The following is a 22,527-nucleotide window of genomic DNA, read 5'->3' on the forward strand; positions in this document are numbered from 1 at the left end:
TAACTGTATTTTCGTCACTGACTCAGAGGCACTATGCAGTTATCTCACCACAACACGCTAGACAGCAGCTATGACCCATTGACAGTTAAAGCTATTGATTATGTCATTCTCATTAACAGAGCCTCACCGAGACGTTTACAGCGCCATTTTCGGATAGGATTTCACCGTGCTGAGCGCATTATTTATCAACTTGAATATTTGGGTGTGGTTACGCCTTTGAATCAGTATGATTATCGTGAAGTGCAGGGATACCCAACTCACTACCAATCTTTTGATGCATCAGCCTTTGCAGCACCTATTGAGACAGCACAGACACCGTTATTCATTGATTCACCACTAGATACGCAATCCCTAGAATACCGTTGCTTAATTCAAGCTATCGTCTGGCAGCGTATTGTGGTCTGGGTCGAAGAAATCGAGATTGAGGGCGGTACAGCCAATATCTTGAAATCTGTTTCACCGTTTGAATACCTAATTGATACGCACAGCGATGACATTTATCAGGATACTCTTCGCAACAACGCCAGTTCTTACCGTTTTCTTGCCACACTTCGTCCTGAAACCCCATTGGATGTACTACGGCAGCATGGGCGCATTAGTTATCAACCCTGCTGGAAGCTGCCTCGAATAGCGCAAGAAGAATGGCAAGGTTTATGGGTGCCAAATGAAGCAGGATGGGAAAGCCTATGTGAGGAAAATATTCATCAGCCAAGAGGGATTGGCGAGTGGCCTGATTTACCCCATAGAAGCATGAAACCGTTTGTACATGGGCTGCAAGAGGATGGTGGGGATTATTTACGGTATTTGATTTATTGGAAGAGTCATTAGTTATTATATAAGTGTAATATTTTTACAAATATGGACATACTAGAATATCCAGCCAGTGGGATATCTTAATCGAACAAGAATACCGTAAGACTCTTCCCAATGAAAAGAAGATTTTATGTTGTATAATATATAAACATGAAATACCATTAATGTATTAATGATATAAAAGAAAGGAACTGAAATGGATAATTTATTGGAATCAAATGATATTTATAAAAATTATTCGACCAACGAAGAGAGCAACACTTATAATAATGCATTAGGAACTTATAATACAGAGGATTTTACTATAAGGTTAGCTTATTTTATTCATGATAAACTAGAAAATTTAGAAACAGGAAATCTTAGTTTTTCAAACATAGATGTAGATACATTACGTGCATATTCGACTTATTTTCATGAAACAATACATTGGCGACAACATATAGGTTCAACATCAGGGTTCATTTTAAGCCTGATAATGCCCTTTCAGTACACAGCTATCGAACAATCCCTTAAAATAGTTTTAAAAGAGATCGGTCCAATAAAATCATTAAAGCAATATTATTATAATAATGTGAAGACCAACACCCCAACAGATGAATTATTCATTAATTTGAATAATGTTTTCAATAATTTCTATGACATGCTTCATTATAAAAATCTAGTAATAAATCCAAAAATAATAACTCAGGAAATGCATGAAGAATTCTATTTAAGTTACGGTCATGCAACAGCGTATACTTATATAAACTTACTAGACCAGCTATCTTATTTTTTCGATGATAAAGATAAATTTAAAATTAATAATAAGATTGAAAGTTTAAAAAAACTAATATCCAGCCAACAAGGATCCCCTTATGTTGAATTCAATGCATTTAAAGAAAATAATAAAGTAATCCCTCCTTTAGGGGTAAAGCAAATTTATGAAGGTCAAGCTAGATTTCTTCAGCTTCAATTATTATATTTTTCAAATAAAAACTTATTCAATATAGAATATTTTAAAGATAAAGATTTGCTATCTGGAATATATGGAGATGCATTTGAGCTTTATCTAAAAATAATTGAGCATGACTTCCCAGAAGATTTCGGTGATTCAATCATAGCCATTTTTTTGATTGTATGTGACCTAGCAATTAACCCCTCCACCGCATTTCCATTAGAAATAGAGCATGATGATTCGTTTTTTTTTGATGCTATCCCTGGTATTAGATTTTATGATTTATGTAATGAAGTAAAAAATCTCATTAATTCAAATGAAAATATAAGTATTAAAGATTATTCGAAAGATGAATATGATAGAATAACCTCACTACTATGCGAGAATCTATGCTATCCAAAACCTAACTTTTTCCTCAACAAAATAATTAACTGGAAGAATGAGAATAAAAAAATATCTGAAATAATAGATGAGGAAATTGATTATTCTTTTAAAGATGAATTTTACCAAGTTAGATTTTTATTTTCAAAATTCATTACATTTAGTCAGGATAAGCTAAATAGCCCTGAATTTTTTTGTTGGACTGGAGCTTGTAGTGCAGGAAAAAATGTAAATGATGAATATAGAAAATTAACAGAAAAATACAAAGCACCATTTATAAATCAAAAAGATTTAGATGTTTATGCTGCATCAATAGACAATATCAATGAGAATAATTTAGAAAAAATGAAAGATAGTTTTACTCTAATGAATATTATCTCAAATTTAACTCGCCAATGGATAAATAATGACGGTGATTTCAAGATTGATTTCATTAAAGAGATTAATGGTAAATACTCATATGATGAATTGTATCAATCATACAGCCTAATATTTAAAAATCACTTTGGTGTTGATTTTGAGCAATTCAAATCCCCTAATGAATAGCACCAATAAATTCATTTTTCATTACAAAAAATAAAAAAATGACCGTTTAGTCGGTCATTAAATAAAACGCTATTTCATATAACGATTTATTTATATTTTTTAAACTTAACCCTAACAATTTAAATTTACAATCGATAACTAAATAATATTAGCCTCTTCAGCTGAATCTAGCATCACTTTAATTAATGAAACTGCTCTCTGACCATGAAATAATACCCTTAAAAAAAAACCATCCATTATTGCAAACTCTGCTTTAGCATTACCAATGAAAATTACTTCTCCTTTATATTTAAAAGGCTTGTTACTTGTATTATCTAGACGTCCCCTTTCTTTTTTAGTTGCAAATCTTACCTGTAATCCTTCTTTTCTACACTCGTTGATTAGTCCATCAATAGATATCCCCATACAGACATGCTTTCGGCCAAATAAAATATCAAATTTATATTTGTCCGGTATGCAACGACTAAATATAGGTAAAGCAAGTGGTATTTTCATACAATCTAATAAACTAACCCTAGGACAATCTGATGAGCCACCGCAACCGTCAAACCAAAGATTAAATGCTATATGCCCCCCCTTCCGCATATGCTCGGATGAGTAGATCCCCAAAAATAAACAATTATCTATTACATCAATAACGTAACTTTCTTCATCTGATTTTTCTAATGCGCTTTCAAGCCGATCATCCCATGTGGTTATCTCAAAGAATTGTTCTGGTATATATATTTTATCTTGAGTATCTGGATCTACACCTATACCTGTTGAAAGAACTTTAGAAACATGTGACATTCTACTTGCTTGTCTAAACATTCTTTGAAGCTGCTTCAGAGCGTTAGTACCTTCTTTTTTAGTGAAGTAAAATAAAGATCTGTCGCAACGTGAGCTAATATAAAAGTTCATGAATTCTCCTATTTTAGAATTCATTTCTCCTTCTTTAACTTCACATAACCTGATACCTTTCTCAGGCTCAAACATTAATAAATCGCCAACTTGAATGAATGATGTTAGATCTGATATTAATGGTACTAAATCAGGTTTATCTTTACGCAGCTCTTTCACAGCAAAAACAACAGAATCAAAATTGCAATTATATAGATCAGGCTGCTTTACAGCCTTAAAAAATCTTCTTCCATAACATAGTTGTTGACCTAATAACTGCCAAGCAATTGCGTCAGCAATCCCTCGGAGCAAAAGCTCTTGTGGGTAATCAATCTTATCACTACCTTGAATAATGGAAATAATACAATCTTGTGCTTCGTTCATGCCTTTATTAGCTGAAGCATAGAAATCTTTTTTTAACTGCAAATCATGAATTAAATCATCGACATTTGTGATTTTATCCCAAAGCTGACTAGACCCCCTACAAGCTTTATCATACAAATCCTGTATTAACTCCTCATATTCTAACGGAAATATTTGTTGCTTTAATGTTTCAACTACATCATATTTAGATTTGTATCTTTTCTTACCCATCAAATTTCCCTTCCTATCAATAACCAACAATTATTCCTTTATGTAGGATAAAGGAACAAGGTGCTTTTAACCATAACCTAAATTAACGTTCTTATTTTCACTGTCTTATTATTATAGTTATATGTTTAGTTGTACGTTTTAAACGTGTCCACTTAATACAGGTAGGATCAATAGAATTATACTTAGCACTTGTATTTAAATGGGTACTCCGGTAATCCCCCCATATGATCCGCCCACCTCTGCAATCACACCTTGCATTCACTCTCATAACCACATAAATCATACGTTCCTTCGATACCACTACGTGAATGCCCAAGTATCGCCTCCCCCACTTCATTAGGGCAACCTAATTTAGCCAACCCAGTACGTACTGTTCGACGTAAATCATGAGGTGACCAATCAGGGATATCTAGCATCTTGCCTTCTTTGCGTAAACGTCACGCACATTCTGTTAGATATTTTTGTTGAATCGGCAACTTGGTTACTTGAGATGGGAAAAGATATTTATCGGAGTTCATGCGCATTGATTTCAAGTAGGTGACTGCTTGCTCGGGTAATTGCACATATCGTTCAATTCCTGTCTTGGTTTCTTTCAAATGAATAGTTCCTTTTTCAAGATCCACATCATCCCAAGCCATTGCGCACACTTCACCAGTTCGGCAGCTTGTCCAAAGCGTCAGACGAAAAGCATTGACTGGTAATATCCGTATCAATAGATAGCAAGCTAATCAAGTTAACTTTACCTATAACGCTCTTTAGCATATTATCAAAAAAGGAAAATATAACTTTATGCCACTTTATAATAGTCATTGCGAAGTAAATTTATTGTATGGAATTGTTTAATTTTAACAATAATACGCTATTTTATCAGACACCTTGTTCTAAATGAGTACACCGCTGAGTACAAAATCAATAACACAAAATTAAATCAATAAAAATCAAATAAATACACCCTAAGTTAGTGCTTAATGTGTAAGCCTATATTTTAGATTTGCACCCAACTAAAAAGTATCATTAATCAAAAAACAGCATAATATTTAATTTATAAATATAATACTATGCTGTTTTCCCTCCTGTTATATCATAAAAACTCACTATTGGTTCTCCTTCTCTTTCTAAATAAATAGAATCTAGCTTACTTTCATAACAATTTGAATTTACAGGCTAACAAAGCCAAGTTAAAAAATATCAGACTAATGACCGCCCTAAGTCATATCTTAAAATAAAACATTATGGTAAAAACGACACATATCCGTACTTGTTTACTACTCTGCAGTAACTCTCTTACTAGATATAAAGTAAGCTAGAAGAGCCCGTAACAAAAAATTTAAGCAGATAGAACCCTATAGTGTCTCGGCTATGAAGGTATAAATACTTAGATAAGTAAGGCTATTGATGTAATGATAAGAAGCCACACATCATCTCTGCTAGCTACTATAATGATTTAATTGTATTTTTTTGTAGATTTTTACTCCAAATAAGAGTATTAATTAATCAATTGATTTTATTGCCTTTTTTCTAAATTCTTTCGTTTTTCAAATTACACAATCACTCCTTATGTGTGTGTTTTTGATTGAAATTGAGTTATTTTGTTACAATTTAAGAGGATTTATTAAAATTTGTTAATTTCAGATAAAAATACTTTTTTTCACGTCAAACCAAGCCTAATAAACTAACAAGCTAACTTCTAAATTTGATTTTAAAAAAATTGTTAAAAACTTTAAATGTTTATAACTTATTGTTAGATAAGAAAAACAACTGAATTGTAAAAAGTGTAAATATAGCCAGTTAAATAGACTCTATTCTTTTTCGTGGTTTGGTTTAAAAAATGCTACTCATTACAATTGTAAGAACTTAAAGGGAATATATAAGAGCACAACAAATTATAAATTATTAAACTGAGACCTTGTTATTAATTATGAGTAAAGTTAATAGAGTCATATCCAAATATGAAACACAAGATAATCTATTTTCTATTTACTGTGGATTAGTTATAAGAAAAATACGTAAAGAGAATGGTATTTCTGCTTGTGAACTAGCAAAACAAGTAAATGTTTCACAGCAACAAATGTCACGTTATGAACGTGGAATAAATAAAATTAGTATTGATATGTTATTTAATTTAAGCGTAGCACTCGATTGTCCATTTGAAAGAGTCATTAAGCTTATTATTGCTGAAGTTCAAAAATCCCCTTCGGATGATGTAATTTCTTTAAGAAATAAGATATCAGCCTCTGATACAATTTATTTTTATTAGTCCATTTAAATATATTTTATTTAAATATTTTATCTAAAAATGCATATAAATATTTATATGTATATCTATACTTATCGTTTGAGGAAAAAATGAAAAAAATTATTTTAGCAACCATGATTTCTGGTTTAATGAGTACATCTGTTTTAGCTGTTGATGCAGGGAGTGGTACGGTAACATTTTCTGGTTCTATTATTGACGCGCCATGCTCTATTGCACCCGGTGAAGAAAATCAAGAGGTCCCATTAGGCCAAGTATCTAATGTAACTTTAGATAATGGTGGTGAATCCTCTGCACAACCGTTCCAGATTAAATTGGAAGGTTGTAACCTGAAAGGTGATAATCAAGTTGCTGTCACTTTCAAGGGAACTGAGGCAGGGAAAGATACTGGTTATTTACAGATTACAGGTGATGCTACAGGTGCCGCAGTGAAGATCATGAATTCATCAGGCGCTCAAATTAAAGTTAACTCTAGCGCAAAGCAAAATTATGTTGAAGGGAATAACACATTAAAATTCCAAGCATCATTAATTGGACTTCAGCTAGTTGATGCGCAAAGCAAAGTTATTCCAGTAACACCAGGGAAATTCCAAGCAGTTACTAATTTTACATTAGCATATAATTAAATAAATTTTTATAAGATGCTATCTCACCACGGGGTTGATAGACCTCGTGGTGTATATTTTAATGGTTATAATATGATAACAAAGAAAAAAGAAGTTATTTTATCATTGTGTTTTTTTTTACTATTACCTTTTTTAAAAAGTGCTTCTGCAAATAACTCAATGGATCTGATAATGCAAGGTAGCATTATGGATACGGCATGTAGTATTGATACTGGTTCTTATGAACAATCCATTGACATGGGAATTTTACCACTATCATTAATACAGCAAAAAGGACAAGGACAAGCACATGATTTTTTTATTACATTAATTGGTTGCAAACTAACATCTTATACAGGTGAACCATGGAAAACATTTGAAGTTTCATTTGATGGGCCTGTTAATGGGGATTTTTTTTCAGTATCGGGGTCAGCACAAGGTATAGCACTATTATTAACTGATTCGAAAGGAGTACATATTTACCCAGGAAAAAAAACACTACCGAACGATATAAAAGCTGGGAAATATATTTTGAATTATCAGTTAAAAGTTATTTCAGATAAAACACCGTTACGTGCTGGGCAGTATCAAACATCACTGCGTTTTAAACTAGATTATTACTAAATAATAAATAAATTATTGTTAGATTTTAGGAATGTTTTATGTCTTCGTTACCTATTTATACACCAAAATTAAAATGGTTAAGTATTCTTATTGGGTTAACAGTCAGTTGTGTGACTTTAACTATCAATGCAGATAATCATATTGAATTCAATACTGATGTTTTAGATTTAGAAGACAAAAATAACATTGATTTAAACCAATTCTCTCGTGCGGGTTATATTATGCCCGGAGTTTATAACTTTACGCTAAAAATCAATAACGAACAAATATCTGACATTAGCATCCCCTATTATTCTGGTGAGTATGATCCTGATAATAGTCAGCCTTGTTTATCTCCAGAAATAGTTAAGCTACTCGGGCTTACTTCTGAGTCGCAAAAAAAATTAACATGGTGGCATGAAGGGCAATGCCTTAATGAAAACAGCTTGCCAGGATTATTGCTGCGCGGTGATTTAGCTACGTCATCTCTATATGTCAGTATTCCACAAGCGTACCTAGAGTACACATCAGAAAACTGGGATCCCCCTTCTCGCTGGGACAATGGAATATCAGCATTACTTATTGATTATAATGTGAATGCTAATGCCACTAATTCCTATAATGGAGGAGCAAATTCATCCTCAGTAAATAGTAATGGTGTAGCTGGTATCAATTTAGGTGCTTGGCGATTTAGAGCTGATTGGCAAAGTCAATATAACCATACGACAGGAAGTCAAGGCCGTCACCAATCTGATTTCACATGGAATCGTTTTTACGCCTACCGAGCTCTATCTGAATTAAAGGCTAAACTCGTACTGGGTGAGGATTATTTGGCCTCAAATATTTTTGATGGTTTTAGATTTATTGGCGCTAGCTTACAATCTGAGTTAAGCATGATACCACCGAACTTACGTGGATATGCCCCAGAAATAACAGGAATAGCACAAAGTAATGCTACAGTCACTGTTATGCAACAAGGACGGATATTGTATGAAACTCAAGTTGCGCCGGGTCCTTTTCGTATCCAAAATTTAAGTGACGCCATAACTGGAACGCTCAATGTTGCCATAAAAGAGCAAGATGGTTCTATTCAAGAATTTCAAGTTGATACTGCAAATTTGCCTTATCTAACAAGACCTGGACAAGTTCAATATAAATTTGCACTAGGCCAGCCAACGAATATTGATCGCCAAAGTGAAGGGGAAAATTTCATTACAGGTGAATTTTCTTGGGGCATAAGCAATGGTTGGTCTTTAATTGGTGGTAGTTTAAATAGCCAAAATTATAATGCATTATCAATGGGATTTGGGCGAGATTTGCTCGCACTCGGTGCTCTTTCATTTGATGTTACTCAGTCTATTGCCCGTTTACCCGGTGAAGGAACATTAAGTGGCAGCTCATACCGAATAAACTATTCTAAACGATTTGAAGAATTCGATAGCCAAATACAATTCGCAGGTTATCGCTTTTCAGAACGAAGTTATATGAGTATGAGTGAATTCTTAAATACTCAAAAAACAGGACTACGTAATTATGGAAGTAAAGAGCTATACACCATATCAGTCAATAAAAACTTTCAGGATATAGGATTATCATTATATTTAAATTATAACCATCAGACGTATTGGGATAAAAAAGATAATGATTATTACAGTTTAATGCTATCCAAATATATGGATATTGGCCCAATAAAAAATATGAGTATTAGCTTATCTGCAAATCGTAGTTTTTATAATGGTGTAACCGATGATAGCGCTTATGTATCATTATCTTTCCCACTAAGCAACGGAGCGAATGTGGGTTATTCGATGAATACAAGCCGCTATGATACGACTAATCGTGTTTCTTATTATGACAGATTAGATGATAGAACAAATTATCAGGTCAGTGCAGGTGCAAATCGAAAAGGTGGAACTGCAAGTGCTTTTATTTCGCACCAAGGAGATAGCGCTCGCTGGTCAGTTAATGCAAACCATATAAATAACCAATATAGTGCTTTTGGCCTTTCCACTTCAGGTGGCTTAACTTTAACAGGAAAAGGTACGGTTACACATAGAATAAATAATCTCGGGGGAGCTCGTATATTAGTTGATACTGATGATGTTCCAAATATTACGATTCGTGGTATTGGAGTTCCTGTTGAATCAAACCGATTTGGGAAAGCAGTTATTTCGGATGTCAGTAGCTACTATCGAAATAAGGCGCAAATTGATTTAAATAAACTACCTGATGATATTGACGCCCAACAATCCGTTATTCAAGCAACACTAACTGAAGGTGCGGTTGGATATCGTTCATTTTCGGTTATTTCAGGTCAGAAAATTATGGCTGTTATCGCACTTACTGATGGTTCTCATCCACCATTAGGTGCTCAAGTAACAAACAATAAAAAGCAAAACGTTGGGATTGTAGGTGATTTGGGTAATACTTATATAAGTGGAGTTCATCCTTCAGAAACAATGAATGTAACATGGGGTAAAAATATGTCATGTGAAATAACCTTCCCTTCTGAATTAATGAATCGAGAAATCCAAGATAATTTATTACTTCCTTGTAACTAGGTAGTAAAAACAATGGACAAGTAATTATTTATTTTAAATAGATAAAAGTAATATAAAAGGTAATAACAAAATGAGTATCAAAAAAATATTAATGAGTATTCTTTTAGGACCTTTAACCCTAAGTGGTTTTTCAGAGGCTGCGGTATCATTAGATAGAACACGAATTATCTTTGATGGGGAGAACAAGTCTATCTCTTTAAATATTAACAATAACAATAAGCAACTTCCTTATCTTGCTCAAGGCTGGATTGAAAATGAAGAAAGTAAAAAAATAACATCGCCATTAATTGTATTACCACCCGTTCAGCGATTAGAACCAGGAAAATCCAGTCAAATGAAAATTGAAGCTCTACCTGATATAAAAAATTTACCTCAGGACAGAGAGTCTTTATTCTATTTTAATATGCGTGAGATCCCACCTAAGAGTGATAAACCAAACACTTTACAGATTGCATTACAAACAAAAATAAAGTTATTTTATCGCCCTGAAGCAATTGCACCTCAGCAAAATAGTGCACCTTGGCAAGAAAAATTGCTACTTGAAAAAAAAGGGAACCTAGTTTTTATTAAAAACCCAACACCTTATTATGTCACAATAATTAATGCCGGGGCTCACGAAAATACAAATGCAAAAGAATTTAATCCAATTATGATTGCTCCTTTTAGTGAAAACAATATTGGAATGACGAAAGAGCAACTAGGTAATACCCCCGTAATTACTTATATTAATGATTATGGTGGTCGACCAAAATTAACCTTTGATTGTAAAAATACAATCTGTACTGTTATTAACAAAAATTAATTAAGTTAACAGTAAAAGAATGTAAAGCTAAATGAGGACATATTTATGAGTTCAAAGATATACCACTGGATACGTTCCAAACATATAGTTATTTCACTTTGCTTAACTACAATATTGCCGGCAACCGCTGGCAATAATAATCTGTTTAGGCCTACAGATGGTTGGGAAGTTGATGGTCAGCACGGGGTCGTCCATGTTTCAGGCTCGTTGACTGAAAACCCATGCGAATTAGCGATGAAATCTAGTAATCAATCAATTTCATTAGGAAATATATCATTCAGTGAATTAAATTCCTCTGAGCAAGTGATGCAGCCTATTCCATTCCAAATTGAGTTGTTAAATTGCCTGCAAGTTCAAACCGAACTTCAAAACTTCCAAACTGGAAAAACGGTATGGAGTAGCACACAGCCTGCTGTCAAAATAAAGTTTTTAGCGGTAAGTGAACCTGAGCATTCCAATATTATTCGAGTCAACGGGGCATACGGCTTTGGGTTGCAAATAGCAAATTCAACAGGGAAAATATTACCAATAGGTAAAGAAAGCAACCCTACGTTAATCGCATCGGGCCAAAATAGCCTAATTTATTATGTCTCAGCGATAAGAACGTCCGGGCCACTCATACCTGGTGCTTTTTCTGCTTTAATTGCTTTTGAAATGCTATATGATTAACGTCATAGCATCGCAATAATAATTTATAAAAATTGATAGGTAATAGCGTAATGCTAAAAAATAAAAACATTTATCTTATAAAAATATTGATGCTAGCTTTACTATTCATAATTAATAGTAAAGCTAATGCAAGCCCATTAAATCCTAATAGTATATATACAACAAGTATAAAGCATCCTCTAATTAGTAATGCATATTATACTATACCAAGAACGTTAGGCCCCTATTTTTTATATATTCCAGATGATATCAAAAACAGCACAAATACTGAGTGTAATATTACAGTTATTGCGACCGGTCGCTCATCAACAGGCTCTATACGCATGATGTCAACACCAGATATTTCTCTACTATCTGGTAAGCGCTTAATGAACCAGTAAAGCTTTACTCAACCTCACTGATTTCTACGTTCCATGGCATGAGATCCGACACATCATCTTTCGGACTTCGTTTTGGTAACTCGGTAAACAGGTGTTGGAAGTAATAATAAGGGTTCATGTCATTAGCGCGGCAAGTCATCACGAGGCTATACAAGTTTGCACTCGCCTTTGCTCCGCCTACCGACGTTGAGAACATCCAATTTTTGCGACCTGTCGTGAACGGCCTTATATCTCGTTCGGTCACATTGTTGTCGATACTTATATCGCCGTCTTCAAGGTAGGTAAGCAGCTTAGGCCACTGGTTTTGCGTATAAGTGATGGCTTTGCCAAGTAATCCTTTAGGGAGAACGTTTTGACTGTCAAGCCATTGCTTGAACTCATCTAAAATAGGTTTGGCTTCTTCTTGTCGTAGTTGGTGTCGAGATTTTGCGTCAAGCCCTTTGGCTTTCTTTTCAATACCGTATAGTTTGCTAATAAAGTTCAGTGCTTTTTCTGGCTTGCCCGCTTTTTTTGATGGTGAAGCTTTTTGAGCATCAGTGAACTTTCTGCGTACATGCGCCATGCAAGCAGCTTGAGTCACGTCCTCAAGTTTGTCGTATGCACTGTAGCCATCCGATAGCAAGTAACCAGAGTAACTACCTAAAAAGTCTTGTACGCACTCTGCTCTGCGGCTGGCTTGATAGTCGTAGATAACCACTGGGTTATTGACGAACTCACCGCTACGATAGACCCACATATATGACTTAGATTGTGCTTTCTTATCTTCTTCACGTAATACTTGAACAGTGGTTTCGTCCGCGCAGATGAGCTTTTCTTTCAATAACTCACTTTTCATTGCATCAATAATGACTTGCACTTTGCTTCCTAACTGAACGCACCAGTTGGCCAGTGTAGCGCGGCTAATATCTATACCAGAGCGATTGAGAATATCCACTTGGCGATAGAGTGGCAGAGCATCAACGTATTTTGCTGTGACTACAGCGGCGAATGCATCTGCACTCCCTAGGCTTTTAGGGATCATACTTGCGGGTTTTGGGGCTGTGATAATCTTTGTTTCAGTCTGTGTTTTTTCACACTGCCGGCAAGCGTACTTGGTTCGCTCGTGACGTATAACACTAACCTTCTGTGGGATGATTTTCAGCTCTTCAGAAGTTTCAACACCACATTGATGTAAAGGCTCGTCGCAGCAGTCGCAATAAGGGGCATTGAGTTCATGTTTATGAACTTCACGCTCGAGCTCTTTTGGAAAAGGCTTACGGCCTGTTTTTTTCTTGTCGTCGTCGGATTTAGCCGTACTCTTTTGTTGCTCCGCTTCGTTAAACGTACCTTTGGGTATTTTTTCACTTTGTGATGAGAAGCGCTTTGACTTACTTAAATTGAGCTGTTCAATCAACAACTCAATTTTGGTTTTGAGCTCGGCAACCTCCTCTTGCTTTGCCGCAAGGAGTTTATCTTTTGCTTCGTTCTGTTGGTGAAGCTCAAGCAGCATAGCTTTTAGCTGGTCGATATCATCAGGGAGGTCGGTCATGTCTGGGCTCTGGTCATCTCAATGACTTAAGTATGACAGCAAAAAAGGATCGTTCAAGCCCAACGTGACGATCAGTATCAGCGGTCACACTTCTAGATTATGAAGTGGACGATGAGCTTTGGCATGTTCGAGCGTTAACCCCGAAAGAAGCCAACCCAGTTGTTGCTTAGTAATATGAATGGCTCCGTCCTCACTGGGTCTTGGCCACTTGAAGGTCCCTTTTTCTAAGCGACGATAGTACAGCCAGAAGCCATTAGTATCCCAAAACAAGATTTTCAATTTATCTCGGGTACGATTGCAGAAAATGAACCAAGACTCACTAAACGGATCCATCTCAAGAGTCTCCGCGACAATCAACGATAGTCCATCAATGGACTTACGCATGTCCGTGACTCCAGAGATGAGGAAAACCTTACCTGTTGGTATCATTGTAGCGCTTCAAACCAAGTCTTAATTTGTTGCGAGCTAAGCGTTGCCGGCAGTTCTGCTCGAATGCCATTATTGAGAATTAACACAACACAACTTGTGCTCACGGTAGGCTCTGTCACCACGATAGGTTGAACCCTGGTTTCAGGCTCGGATTGCGTGAGCTTTTTCGACCAATAGTGAAAAGTCTGATAGCTTATGTTTTGCTCCGAGCAAAACTGCTTAATGCCTAAATTACTTTGTCGTTGCTGCTCTAGAATTGCAGTCCAGTATTCTCGTTTACTTTGTTGTTCCATAGTCCCTCCAATGAAAAAGCTACTATGGCAAATGACGAGTTTGTTTAGTATGTGTGGTTCATTAACCGCTTACACTATCTGGATTTAGTAGTATATATAATTTAGGTGTAGTTAAATACTATTCAGTTACACGAAACACACCTAAACACTGTAACGAAGTACTCCCTGACTTTGGCGTTAAGTTTGGACAGTTTAATGTTAGATATATAAACATGTTTGATGACCATGCATCTGCAACAGGTTATGCAGATATCTGTATACAAATAATTGTGAATGACAAAACTGTAGGAACAACCTGTTCAGTTAATGTCCCTGAAATCCCAGTATTGCCTTCTTGCAATGTATCTGTGCCATTGACAATATCTCATGGTAATGTCAATTCAAATAATATAAATGGAAATATAGCAAAAATTGACGGAAATATATCGTGCACTGGTGATATGAGTGCCACATTCCAATTTTTACCTGAAAATAAAATTGATTTATTAGATGGTGTAAAAAGTCAACTAGATGTATGTGTATCAGGAAAATGTATGTCAAATAATTTAGTTCAAGCCGATATTAAAAAAAATATAAATTTAACTTTTTCCGTTAGTTCAACGTTATCTTCATTAGGAAATCCTGAGCCTGGTTCGAGGGTAGGAAATGCTATTTTGTCTGTTATAATTAATTAAGAAAATTAAATTTAAGTACTTAAGATAGTTTATTTGATTTATCAACTGGAGTATAAATCATTATGATATTTTTAACTAAAATAATAAAAAAAAGATTGCTTTTACTCGTTGTAGTTCCCAGTAATATACTAATTTTTTTATTTAGTGGCTTTTGCATGGCAGAAACCTATACATTAACAATTAAAGTAAATGTTATTGAAAGCACTTGTGATGTATATGGTGAGAATGGCCCTGGGCAACCTATTGAAGTCTCATTTGGTGAAATAAATCTAAATAGGTTTACCAGTGAACGCTATACAAAAAATATTGACTATCGGTTAGATTGCGGAAGTAAATCATCCAGCAACCCAAATCTTAAATTAAAGTTTGAAAGCTCTAGTGCAGGCTTTAATACTGATTTAGTTGAAACATCCAACCCTAATTTAGGTCTAAAAATTCAAGCAGATAATACACTTTTATTACCTAATGAATACCGTAATTTCACTTATCAAACACAACCAGTATTAACTGCAACCCCAGTATTTCATGAAGGAAAAGAAATTGAACTCGGTTTATTTACCGCTTCTGGAATATTGAAAGTGGAATATCAATAGCTTTATTTATTTTCAAGTAATTAGTACGATCGAACTTTTATCGTGAAAATAAGGCTATTCTACATTATAAATCAATAAAATAAAAATAGTGGTTTAATGTGCATACCACAACTTAACATTAGCTTGGTCTAAGTACCGTAAGATTATTGAAACAGCATAAAACTCAGGCGCTTGTCTTGGTTTTATGCTGTTTTTCCTATGTTGACCCATTACAAGGCTACTTTGCGTTTCTATCTTCTATAATCATCGCTGCTGCGCGTTCTGCAATCATGATCGTTGGCGCATTGGTGTTTCCACTTGGAATTTCAGGCATCACAGAACAGTCCACGACACGTAAGTTTTCAATACCATGTACACGTAACCGCAAATCAGTCACTGATGTTGTGGTATCCGTTCCCATACGGCAAGTTCCCACAGGATGGTAAACCGTTTTACAAAAATTTCGGACAAACTCTTCAAGTTGAGCTTCATCATAGCGCACCGACGCTGGCGGCATTAGAACTTCTTTGCTTAATACTTGTAATGAAGGGCAATCCAATACTTCCAGTCCAAATTTAACTGCACGTTTGCAACCTTCCATATCTTCAGGTGACGCAAGATAATTAGCATGTATCTTTAGTGGTGCTTGTGGGTCTGCGCTGCGCAATAAAACTTCACCACGGGACTTAGGTTGCAGGTACCCTACCTTTAAAGAAAAGCCGTGGGCAGCGGGTAGAGGTTCGCCAGGAACATCATCCCAACTATCTAAAATAGGTAAAAAATGAATTTGTACATCAGGACGACCTTGGCTGCAACTGTCTTTAAATGCAGCGCCTTCTAAAACGTTAGAGGTGAGCAGTCCACTGCGAAATGCTATCCACTCTACCCCGTGTTTAATCGCATTTAGACCTTGGTCTGCGCCGAATAAGCTAATTGGTTGCTTAGTCGTGACGTTAATTGACATATGTAGGTGGTCATGAAAATTTTTGCCAACAGGCAGATTCACATGAGTATCAATCCCCAACGAAGATAGGTGTTCCTCTGGCCCGATCCCTGACAGCATCAATAATTTTGCAGAGCCCATCGCACCAGAACAAACCAATACTTCGCAACTAGCGAATGCCTCAACTTCATGGCCATTTTTCCCTTGATAAGCAACACCAATCGCGCGGCCATCGCGAATTATAATACGGTTCACTTGAGTGCCAAGCTTTAATGTCAACTTATCATTCTTTTCCACTGATTTTAAATAGGTTCTTGATGTACTGGCTCTTTCTCCATTATGCGTTGTCGTCTGGTAAAAGCTTGCTCCTTGCTGGCTTTCTCCATTAAGATCATTGAGATAAGGAAGACCATGCTCTTGTGCTGCACGAATAAATGCCATTGATAATGGGTGCCGATATCTATTTTCACTGACAGGAAGTGGGCCTTCTGTTCCATGATATTCCCCTGTCAAGCTTTCATTGTTCTCTGCTTTTTTAAACCATGGCAATACATCCGCATATCCCCAACCTTCACAACCATAGTTTAGAGCCCAATTATCATAATCTTGTTTTTGGCCTCGGATATAGATCATTCCATTGACAGAGCTGCTTCCCCCCAGCACTTTCCCTTGGGCTATTTGCATTTTACGGTTATTAGCGTGAGGCTCTGGCTCAGTTTCATAAGGCCAGCTTTTTTGGGCGATAATTTTAGCAACGCCCGCAGGCATACGAATAAACAAATGGTTATCGCTATCGCCCGCTTCGATAAGTAATACTCTAGATTGCGTTTCTTGGATCAACCGAGCAGCAAGAACACAACCGGCAGAACCCGCACCTACAATAATATAATCATATTTTACTGCGCTCATTTGTCACCCCGCCAAATAAAATAAACAATTTATTTTCATTTGCTTAACAATAGCGCCTTTAATTCATTAATGTATGAACAATATTCCGCATATGTGATTTAAATCAAAAATAATTTCTTATGTAATTATTTTATAATCTCAATAGATTCTGTTTATTAAAGAAAATTTTTAATTAAGATAAATATTTAAACCTTAGCAATATTCATTAATAAATGAATATTTTTGGGCTGTTTAATGCAAGACTTAGCAATACAGGACTAACTGCCTCATCTTGCCCTATTGGCCTTTAATATAGTTAACGCCAAATCATGCCATGCTTTGGCACGACGGCTTTGGTGGTGGTTTTTTACTGTCGCTAAAGCAATGTCGTAAGCCAATATTGGCTCAATAACTGGAATAACGGATAATCCCACTGAACTGGTATTCTGCCACATACTATCTGGTAGTAGCGTTACCCCTACCCCGGCTCTTACCATGGCAGTTACCAAATCTAAATGGCTACTGCGTCCGGAAACAGTGGGCTTTTTGCCATAAACACCGCAAGCACTGACAACCAGTTCATTAATTAGAAAGTCATCAGAAAAGAAAATAAAAGGCTCATCGACTATTTCACTAAATTTAACAAATTCACGGATCGCGAGTGGATGTTGTTTGCTGACTAATAGCATTAATCGGTCCGTTGAAAAGGGGTGTACTTCAAAGCGGTCATCAGCAAAAGGTAACATCACAGCGGCAGTTTCAACTTCACCATTTAACATTGCCTCACGCATTTTTCGGGTACCTAACTCAAGAATTTTCAGTTCCACCTGTGGGTAACGTTGGCTAAAAGCCATAATAATGTCAGCAAAATAGGTCGATGCTATCACGGGGGGTAGCCCAACAGGTAGCACACCAGATATAGGACCCGACCTTTCCTGTAACGCTTTCTTCATACAGCTAAACTGTGAAAGAATTTGCTTCGCATGAGCCAATAAAATGTCCCCTTCCTCCGTTAATTTAACGCCATCGACTTCCCTAATCAGCAATGTATATCCAAGCTCATCTTCTAATTTTTTAATACTGCGGCTAATCGCCGGTTGCGTTACAAATAAACTGTCTGCCGCACGACTAAAACCATTGAGCTGTACGACTTCAACAAAATAACGTAATGAACGAATGTCCATTCCCCCCCCTATGATTTTTAGTTATAGATAGAATGAGTTTAAGTGATTTCCTTTAAAGCACAATAAACGATAAAAATAATTCAATTTAGAATTATTAGCTAAGCAATTAATGGAGATCAGCATGATGAATAAGACGGTTATCGAATACGTATTGGACAGACTTTACCAAATCGGTATTCACGATATTTTGGGTGTTGCTGGTGACTACGCATTCCCTATTGAAGATGCAATATGTGAAAGTGAAAATATGCGCTGGATTGGCAACTGCAATGAACTTAATGCCTCATATGCTGCGGATGGCTACGCCCGCGTGAAAGGTGCAGCAGCATTATCGACAACGTTTGGTGTCGGCGAACTCAGTGCTTTAAATGGTATTGCAGGCGCTTATGCTGAACATCTTCCCATTTTTCACCTTGTTGGTATGCCAGCAAGTGGGGTACAAAAAAACCACCGCTTAGTTCACCACACTCTTGGAAATGGTGATTTCGATGTGTTTTATCAAATGAGCCAACACTTAAGCTGTGCTCACGCTATTTTAACGCCTGAAAACTGTATTGCCGAAACAGAACGTTTAATTACAACCGCTTTACAAGAATCTAGACCCGTTTATTTAGGTTTCCCTTCTGACTACGCTGTTATGCCAATTAAAGCAGATAAAACATCTGAAACTATCACTATAAATAAAAGTCATAGCGAGTCATTATCAGCTGCCGTTACAGCTATTGTCGAAAAGCTCACATCGAGTACAAAAGCCTGCATTATTCCTGGAATTTTAACAGCACGTTTCGGCTTAACGACTGATGTTGAGGTTATTATTCAGAAAACTGGCCTACCCTATGCCACTATGTTTATGGATAAAGGGGTCTTAAGCGAATCTAACTCTCGATATATGGGTATTTATAACGGAAAACTAATGAATCCTGAAGTGAGAGAATTTGTCGAGAGTTGTGACTGTGTTATGGGGATCGGGGCAGTATTAACGGACTTCAACTCCGGCAGCTTCACGGCAGCTATTGCCCCTGAAAGCTGTATTAACATTCTTTCTGACCACGTGAAAGTGGGCTCTGCTATCTATCCAAATGTATTGATGAAAGATGTGTTACATAAATTAAAAGAACTTGTGCCCTCACTGAACCATGTTGGGATCAAAGCCCAAGATTTAGGATCTCCACAACAAGGTGAAAATGGCCAAATTACTGCCTCATATTTGTACCCTCGCCTAGAAAAAATGTTCCGTAAGGACGATATTATTATTGCAGAAACAGGAACTGCATCCATGGGGTTAGGTTTTGCTTTATTACCTGAAAATGCACAGTTTCATAACCAAACCTTGTGGGGCTCTATCGGTTGGGCCACTCCTGCTGCATTTGGTGCAGCAATAGCTGAGCCACACAAACGGGTGATTTTAGTAACAGGAGAAGGTTCTCACCAACTCACTGCCCAAGAGATTAGCCAGTTTGCCCGTTTTGGCTTAAAACCCATTATTTTTGTCCTAAATAATGACGGCTATTTAATTGAGCGGCTTTTGTGTAAAAACCCTGAAGCCTATTACAACGACTTACCCCAGTGGAATTATGCACAGCTTCCCGCGGCATTAGGCTGTAAAGATTGGTATTGTCAGCGTGTTACCAACTGTATTGAATTAGACAATGCGATTAAACAAGCCGAGCTATCGAACCATGCGGCCTATATCGAAGTGATCATGGATAGATATGCGGCATCTGAGCTTGCTGAAAAGCTTGGTAAATCAGTAGCATCTTTATATTCATTTTAAATTGACAAATTATGGCAGCCATAGCGCTGCCAATGTATTTATGATTCAAATACCAGCCCTACATCGTCCCGTGATTGATGCAATATTTTTGAAACAATTAATGCTAATTCAAGCAATTCATTACATTTAGCATGGCTTTTAGTGCCAATTTGCTCACGAAAGAATGCAAACTCATAGACCATATGATTGATTGTTGTATCCCGAGATACGCTGGATATTTCCCCGTCAATGCAAACCTCGACTGACTGGCAAAGACTTGGAGCCCCCTTGATACAAATATACCCTTTGGTACCTTGAATAATAAAGTAACCAGGGCTCGCCGAATCTTTCGCTCCCACGCACGATGCAACTGAACGCCCAAAATGGGCGGTTAATATCCCTGATGTATCAATTCCATTAAACCCTTTATTACAAATATAATGGCTACTATCGGGTGCTCCTATCAAAGCCGATAACAAATAAATGTTATATAGATTAATATCATAGAGCGCACCGCCTGCTTGCTGAGGGTCAAAAGCGGCATGAATACGGCCTTGCAAATAATCATTGTATCGACTTGAATATTGGGAGTAATTACCGTGAATCACTTTGATTTCACCAATTTTATCAATATGTTGTTTGATAAAATGAAATTCAGGAGTATGAATAGACGTAATGGCTTCAAACAAAAAAAGCCCTCTAGTCTGTGAAATGGAAATTAACACCTGCAATTGTTGCCAATTTGGTGTAAACGGTTTTTCGCATACCACATGTTTGTCGGCCATCAATGCATCAAAGGTATACTGAAAGTGCAAATGATTTGGCAAACCTATGTATATCACCTCAACATCAGGGTCTTGCAGGAGTTCTTGATAATCAGTATACAACTTTGCTATACCAAATTGTTGGCAAATAACCTGCCCCTTTTCAATACTTTCCGCCCGAACACACAGTGCAACTAGCTCTATCCCCTGCACCTGTATTAAGGCATCAAGAGCCGACATGATTATTTTTCCAGAACCGACCAGCGCGAGTTTCATCTCTGTTATCCATTAAAGAAAGTGAATTTCATTCTGCCATAAGGCTCATTATTTAAGAAATACCTTCGATGCTTTTTTGATAACCTCTGCCATTTCCGAATTTTCCCCTTAAAAATTCAATAAAAACGACGATTTTTTTCGCTGTAGGTTCTTTTATTTATTGCTGGTGTACGAATCAATTTCACTAGGTGAACCAAATAACCGCCATAAATGACGATTAGCTTCCCATTTACAATCATTTCTATTCACGTTGCCATCAAAACTTTCTCGTTTTACGTTTTATATAGCCAATTGTTTTATCTTATAAATATTTTATTACTCTTTTTTTTACTGACATAAACCTTTTTAAAACCCTAACTCACATCACAATTTATTAACAACTCTCTTGAATCATTTTTTATTATTCTCCATGCTAATTTTATTAAATAAACCAATGGTTTACTGTATAAACCAGTCGAGGTTAAGATGAAAGAGAATATTGTCACTGCCGTTGATGATGCTTTATTGTTATTGATGCTATTAGGTGAAAAAAACAATCTTGGGTTAAGTGAACTTGCACGCTTATCTGGCATGAATAAATCCAAGGTATACCGCTTATTATGCACATTGGAAAATCGCCATTTCGTACAAAAAAATGAAAATCCGGTTACCTATCATTTAGGCCATCAATTATTAAGCTTGGGGAATTGCGCTCGCCAACAAATTAACTATATCCACGTCGCAGAGGTTGAAGCAGAGCAACTACGTCAACGTTTTGATGAAAATATTCAAATGCGTATACGTGACAACGATGAAATTTTACAAGTTCTTCATAAGCCATCAGGACAATCACTTCAAGTGCGCAGTGAAGCTGGTAATCGCCGACCGTTAGGATCTGGGGCTTCAGGCAGAGTGCTATTGGCTTACTCACCTAAAGATGTTCAAGCACATTTTATTGAAAAGAACCCCTCTATTGAAAAATCTATTGTAACCATACGCTCACAAGGTTTTGCAATTACCCGAGGTGAATTAACCGCAGGTATTGGTGCGATCGCCGCACCTATCTTTTCACAACATGGGGAATGCATTGCTTCACTGAGTATTAGCTTACCTCTAAGCCGTTTTTCTGATGAAAAAGAACAAGATATGACTGAACAACTGCTTCTGTCTGCTTTACGTATATCGAGGCAGCTCGGTTACGACTCATAATTAATACAATAAAA

Annotated in this window: 20 protein-coding genes and 1 pseudogene; 13 read left to right on the forward strand and 8 right to left on the reverse strand. The window is 36.4% G+C overall.

What is annotated here, in order from left to right; all coding sequences use genetic code 11:
* Positions 1–33 precede the first annotated feature (33 nt).
* Both P3L44_RS11445 and P3L44_RS11450 read left to right on the forward strand, forming a co-directional pair.
* Positions 34–828, forward strand: coding sequence for a DNA translocase FtsK (locus tag P3L44_RS11445; protein WP_272662770.1), 795 nt, complete (start codon positions 34–36; stop codon positions 826–828).
* Positions 829–1,009: 181 nt separating this feature from the next.
* Positions 1,010–2,674 carry a hypothetical protein gene (locus P3L44_RS11450; RefSeq protein WP_272662771.1) on the forward strand — a complete coding sequence of 555 codons (1,665 nt, stop codon included), beginning with the start codon at positions 1,010–1,012 and terminating at the stop codon, positions 2,672–2,674.
* A gap of 138 nt (positions 2,675–2,812) precedes the next feature.
* On the opposite strand, the gene P3L44_RS11455 is transcribed toward P3L44_RS11450, so the two are convergent.
* Together P3L44_RS11455 and P3L44_RS11460 are read right to left on the reverse strand one after the other, a co-directional pair.
* Positions 2,813–4,147, reverse strand: a complete 1,335-nt coding sequence (locus P3L44_RS11455) for a hypothetical protein (RefSeq protein ID WP_272662772.1) — start codon at positions 4,145–4,147, stop codon at positions 2,813–2,815.
* A 245-nt stretch (positions 4,148–4,392) separates the two neighbouring features.
* A pseudogene (locus P3L44_RS11460) lies at positions 4,393–4,839 on the reverse strand (tyrosine-type recombinase/integrase); the annotation flags it as partial.
* A 1,226-nt stretch (positions 4,840–6,065) separates the two neighbouring features.
* Here P3L44_RS11460 and P3L44_RS11465 point away from each other — a divergent pair.
* The 7 genes from P3L44_RS11465 to P3L44_RS11495 all read left to right on the forward strand — a co-directional run bounded on the left by P3L44_RS11465 (position 6,066) and on the right by P3L44_RS11495 (position 12,021).
* Positions 6,066–6,404: a helix-turn-helix domain-containing protein gene (locus P3L44_RS11465; protein ID WP_272662773.1), complete on the forward strand. Its 339-nt coding sequence runs from the start codon at positions 6,066–6,068 to the stop codon at positions 6,402–6,404.
* Positions 6,405–6,493: 89 nt separating this feature from the next.
* Complete coding sequence (locus P3L44_RS11470) at positions 6,494–7,027, forward strand: fimbrial protein (protein ID WP_272662774.1); 534 nt, start codon at positions 6,494–6,496, stop codon at positions 7,025–7,027.
* Between the two features lie 72 nt (positions 7,028–7,099).
* Positions 7,100–7,630 (forward strand): fimbrial protein, encoded by a 531-nt coding sequence (locus tag P3L44_RS11475; RefSeq protein ID WP_136135201.1) that lies wholly within the window; start codon positions 7,100–7,102, stop codon positions 7,628–7,630.
* A 38-nt stretch (positions 7,631–7,668) separates the two neighbouring features.
* Positions 7,669–10,170 carry an outer membrane usher protein gene (locus P3L44_RS11480; RefSeq protein WP_272662775.1) on the forward strand — a complete coding sequence of 834 codons (2,502 nt, stop codon included), beginning with the start codon at positions 7,669–7,671 and terminating at the stop codon, positions 10,168–10,170.
* Between the two features lie 70 nt (positions 10,171–10,240).
* A complete protein-coding gene (locus P3L44_RS11485) occupies positions 10,241–10,972 on the forward strand; it encodes a fimbria/pilus periplasmic chaperone (protein ID WP_272662776.1) in 732 nt (243 codons plus the stop codon).
* Between the two features lie 45 nt (positions 10,973–11,017).
* Positions 11,018–11,641 carry a fimbrial protein gene (locus P3L44_RS11490; protein ID WP_125891037.1) on the forward strand — a complete coding sequence of 208 codons (624 nt, stop codon included), beginning with the start codon at positions 11,018–11,020 and terminating at the stop codon, positions 11,639–11,641.
* Positions 11,642–11,691: 50 nt separating this feature from the next.
* Entirely contained in the window at positions 11,692–12,021 is a 330-nt protein-coding gene (locus tag P3L44_RS11495) for a hypothetical protein (protein WP_316928240.1), read from the forward strand.
* A 4-nt stretch (positions 12,022–12,025) separates the two neighbouring features.
* On the opposite strand, the gene tnpC is transcribed toward P3L44_RS11495, so the two are convergent.
* The 3 genes from tnpC to tnpA all read right to left on the reverse strand — a co-directional run bounded on the left by tnpC (position 12,026) and on the right by tnpA (position 14,271).
* Positions 12,026–13,549, reverse strand: coding sequence for an IS66 family transposase (gene tnpC / locus P3L44_RS11500; protein ID WP_163762158.1), 1,524 nt, complete (start codon positions 13,547–13,549; stop codon positions 12,026–12,028).
* Positions 13,550–13,633: 84 nt separating this feature from the next.
* Positions 13,634–13,978 carry an IS66 family insertion sequence element accessory protein TnpB gene (gene tnpB / locus P3L44_RS11505; protein WP_034167512.1) on the reverse strand — a complete coding sequence of 115 codons (345 nt, stop codon included), beginning with the start codon at positions 13,976–13,978 and terminating at the stop codon, positions 13,634–13,636.
* The gene (tnpA, locus tag P3L44_RS11510; RefSeq protein ID WP_094961085.1) at positions 13,975–14,271 is read right to left on the reverse strand and encodes an IS66 family insertion sequence element accessory protein TnpA; all 297 of its coding nucleotides are present in this window, start codon (positions 14,269–14,271) and stop codon (positions 13,975–13,977) included. Before tnpA ends, tnpB begins: the two co-directional genes overlap by 4 nt.
* A gap of 212 nt (positions 14,272–14,483) precedes the next feature.
* On the opposite strand from tnpA, the gene P3L44_RS11515 reads away from it, so the two are divergent.
* Positions 14,484–14,945 carry a hypothetical protein gene (locus P3L44_RS11515; protein WP_316928241.1) on the forward strand — a complete coding sequence of 154 codons (462 nt, stop codon included), beginning with the start codon at positions 14,484–14,486 and terminating at the stop codon, positions 14,943–14,945.
* A gap of 155 nt (positions 14,946–15,100) precedes the next feature.
* Positions 15,101–15,538: a fimbrial protein gene (locus P3L44_RS11520; protein ID WP_272662540.1), complete on the forward strand. Its 438-nt coding sequence runs from the start codon at positions 15,101–15,103 to the stop codon at positions 15,536–15,538.
* A 217-nt stretch (positions 15,539–15,755) separates the two neighbouring features.
* Here P3L44_RS11520 and P3L44_RS11525 read toward each other — a convergent pair whose 3' ends face one another.
* Positions 15,756–17,369: a GMC family oxidoreductase gene (locus P3L44_RS11525; protein WP_272662539.1), complete on the reverse strand. Its 1,614-nt coding sequence runs from the start codon at positions 17,367–17,369 to the stop codon at positions 15,756–15,758.
* 266 nt (positions 17,370–17,635) lie between these two features.
* Positions 17,636–18,532: a LysR family transcriptional regulator gene (locus P3L44_RS11530; RefSeq protein ID WP_140170526.1), complete on the reverse strand. Its 897-nt coding sequence runs from the start codon at positions 18,530–18,532 to the stop codon at positions 17,636–17,638.
* Between the two features lie 124 nt (positions 18,533–18,656).
* Here P3L44_RS11530 and P3L44_RS11535 point away from each other — a divergent pair, with 124 nt between their 5' ends.
* The gene (locus P3L44_RS11535) at positions 18,657–20,306 is read left to right on the forward strand and encodes an alpha-keto acid decarboxylase family protein (protein ID WP_272662546.1); all 1,650 of its coding nucleotides are present in this window, start codon (positions 18,657–18,659) and stop codon (positions 20,304–20,306) included.
* A gap of 38 nt (positions 20,307–20,344) precedes the next feature.
* On the opposite strand, the gene P3L44_RS11540 is transcribed toward P3L44_RS11535, so the two are convergent.
* Complete coding sequence (locus P3L44_RS11540; protein ID WP_272662538.1) at positions 20,345–21,325, reverse strand: Gfo/Idh/MocA family protein; 981 nt, start codon at positions 21,323–21,325, stop codon at positions 20,345–20,347.
* Between the two features lie 465 nt (positions 21,326–21,790).
* On the opposite strand from P3L44_RS11540, the gene P3L44_RS11545 reads away from it, so the two are divergent.
* Entirely contained in the window at positions 21,791–22,513 is a 723-nt protein-coding gene (locus P3L44_RS11545; protein ID WP_140170528.1) for an IclR family transcriptional regulator, read from the forward strand.
* Positions 22,514–22,527 lie beyond the last annotated feature (14 nt).

The sequence above is a fragment of the Providencia sp. PROV175 genome, assembly GCF_032707045.1.
Classification (GTDB): Bacteria; Pseudomonadota; Gammaproteobacteria; order Enterobacterales; family Enterobacteriaceae; genus Providencia; species Providencia hangzhouensis.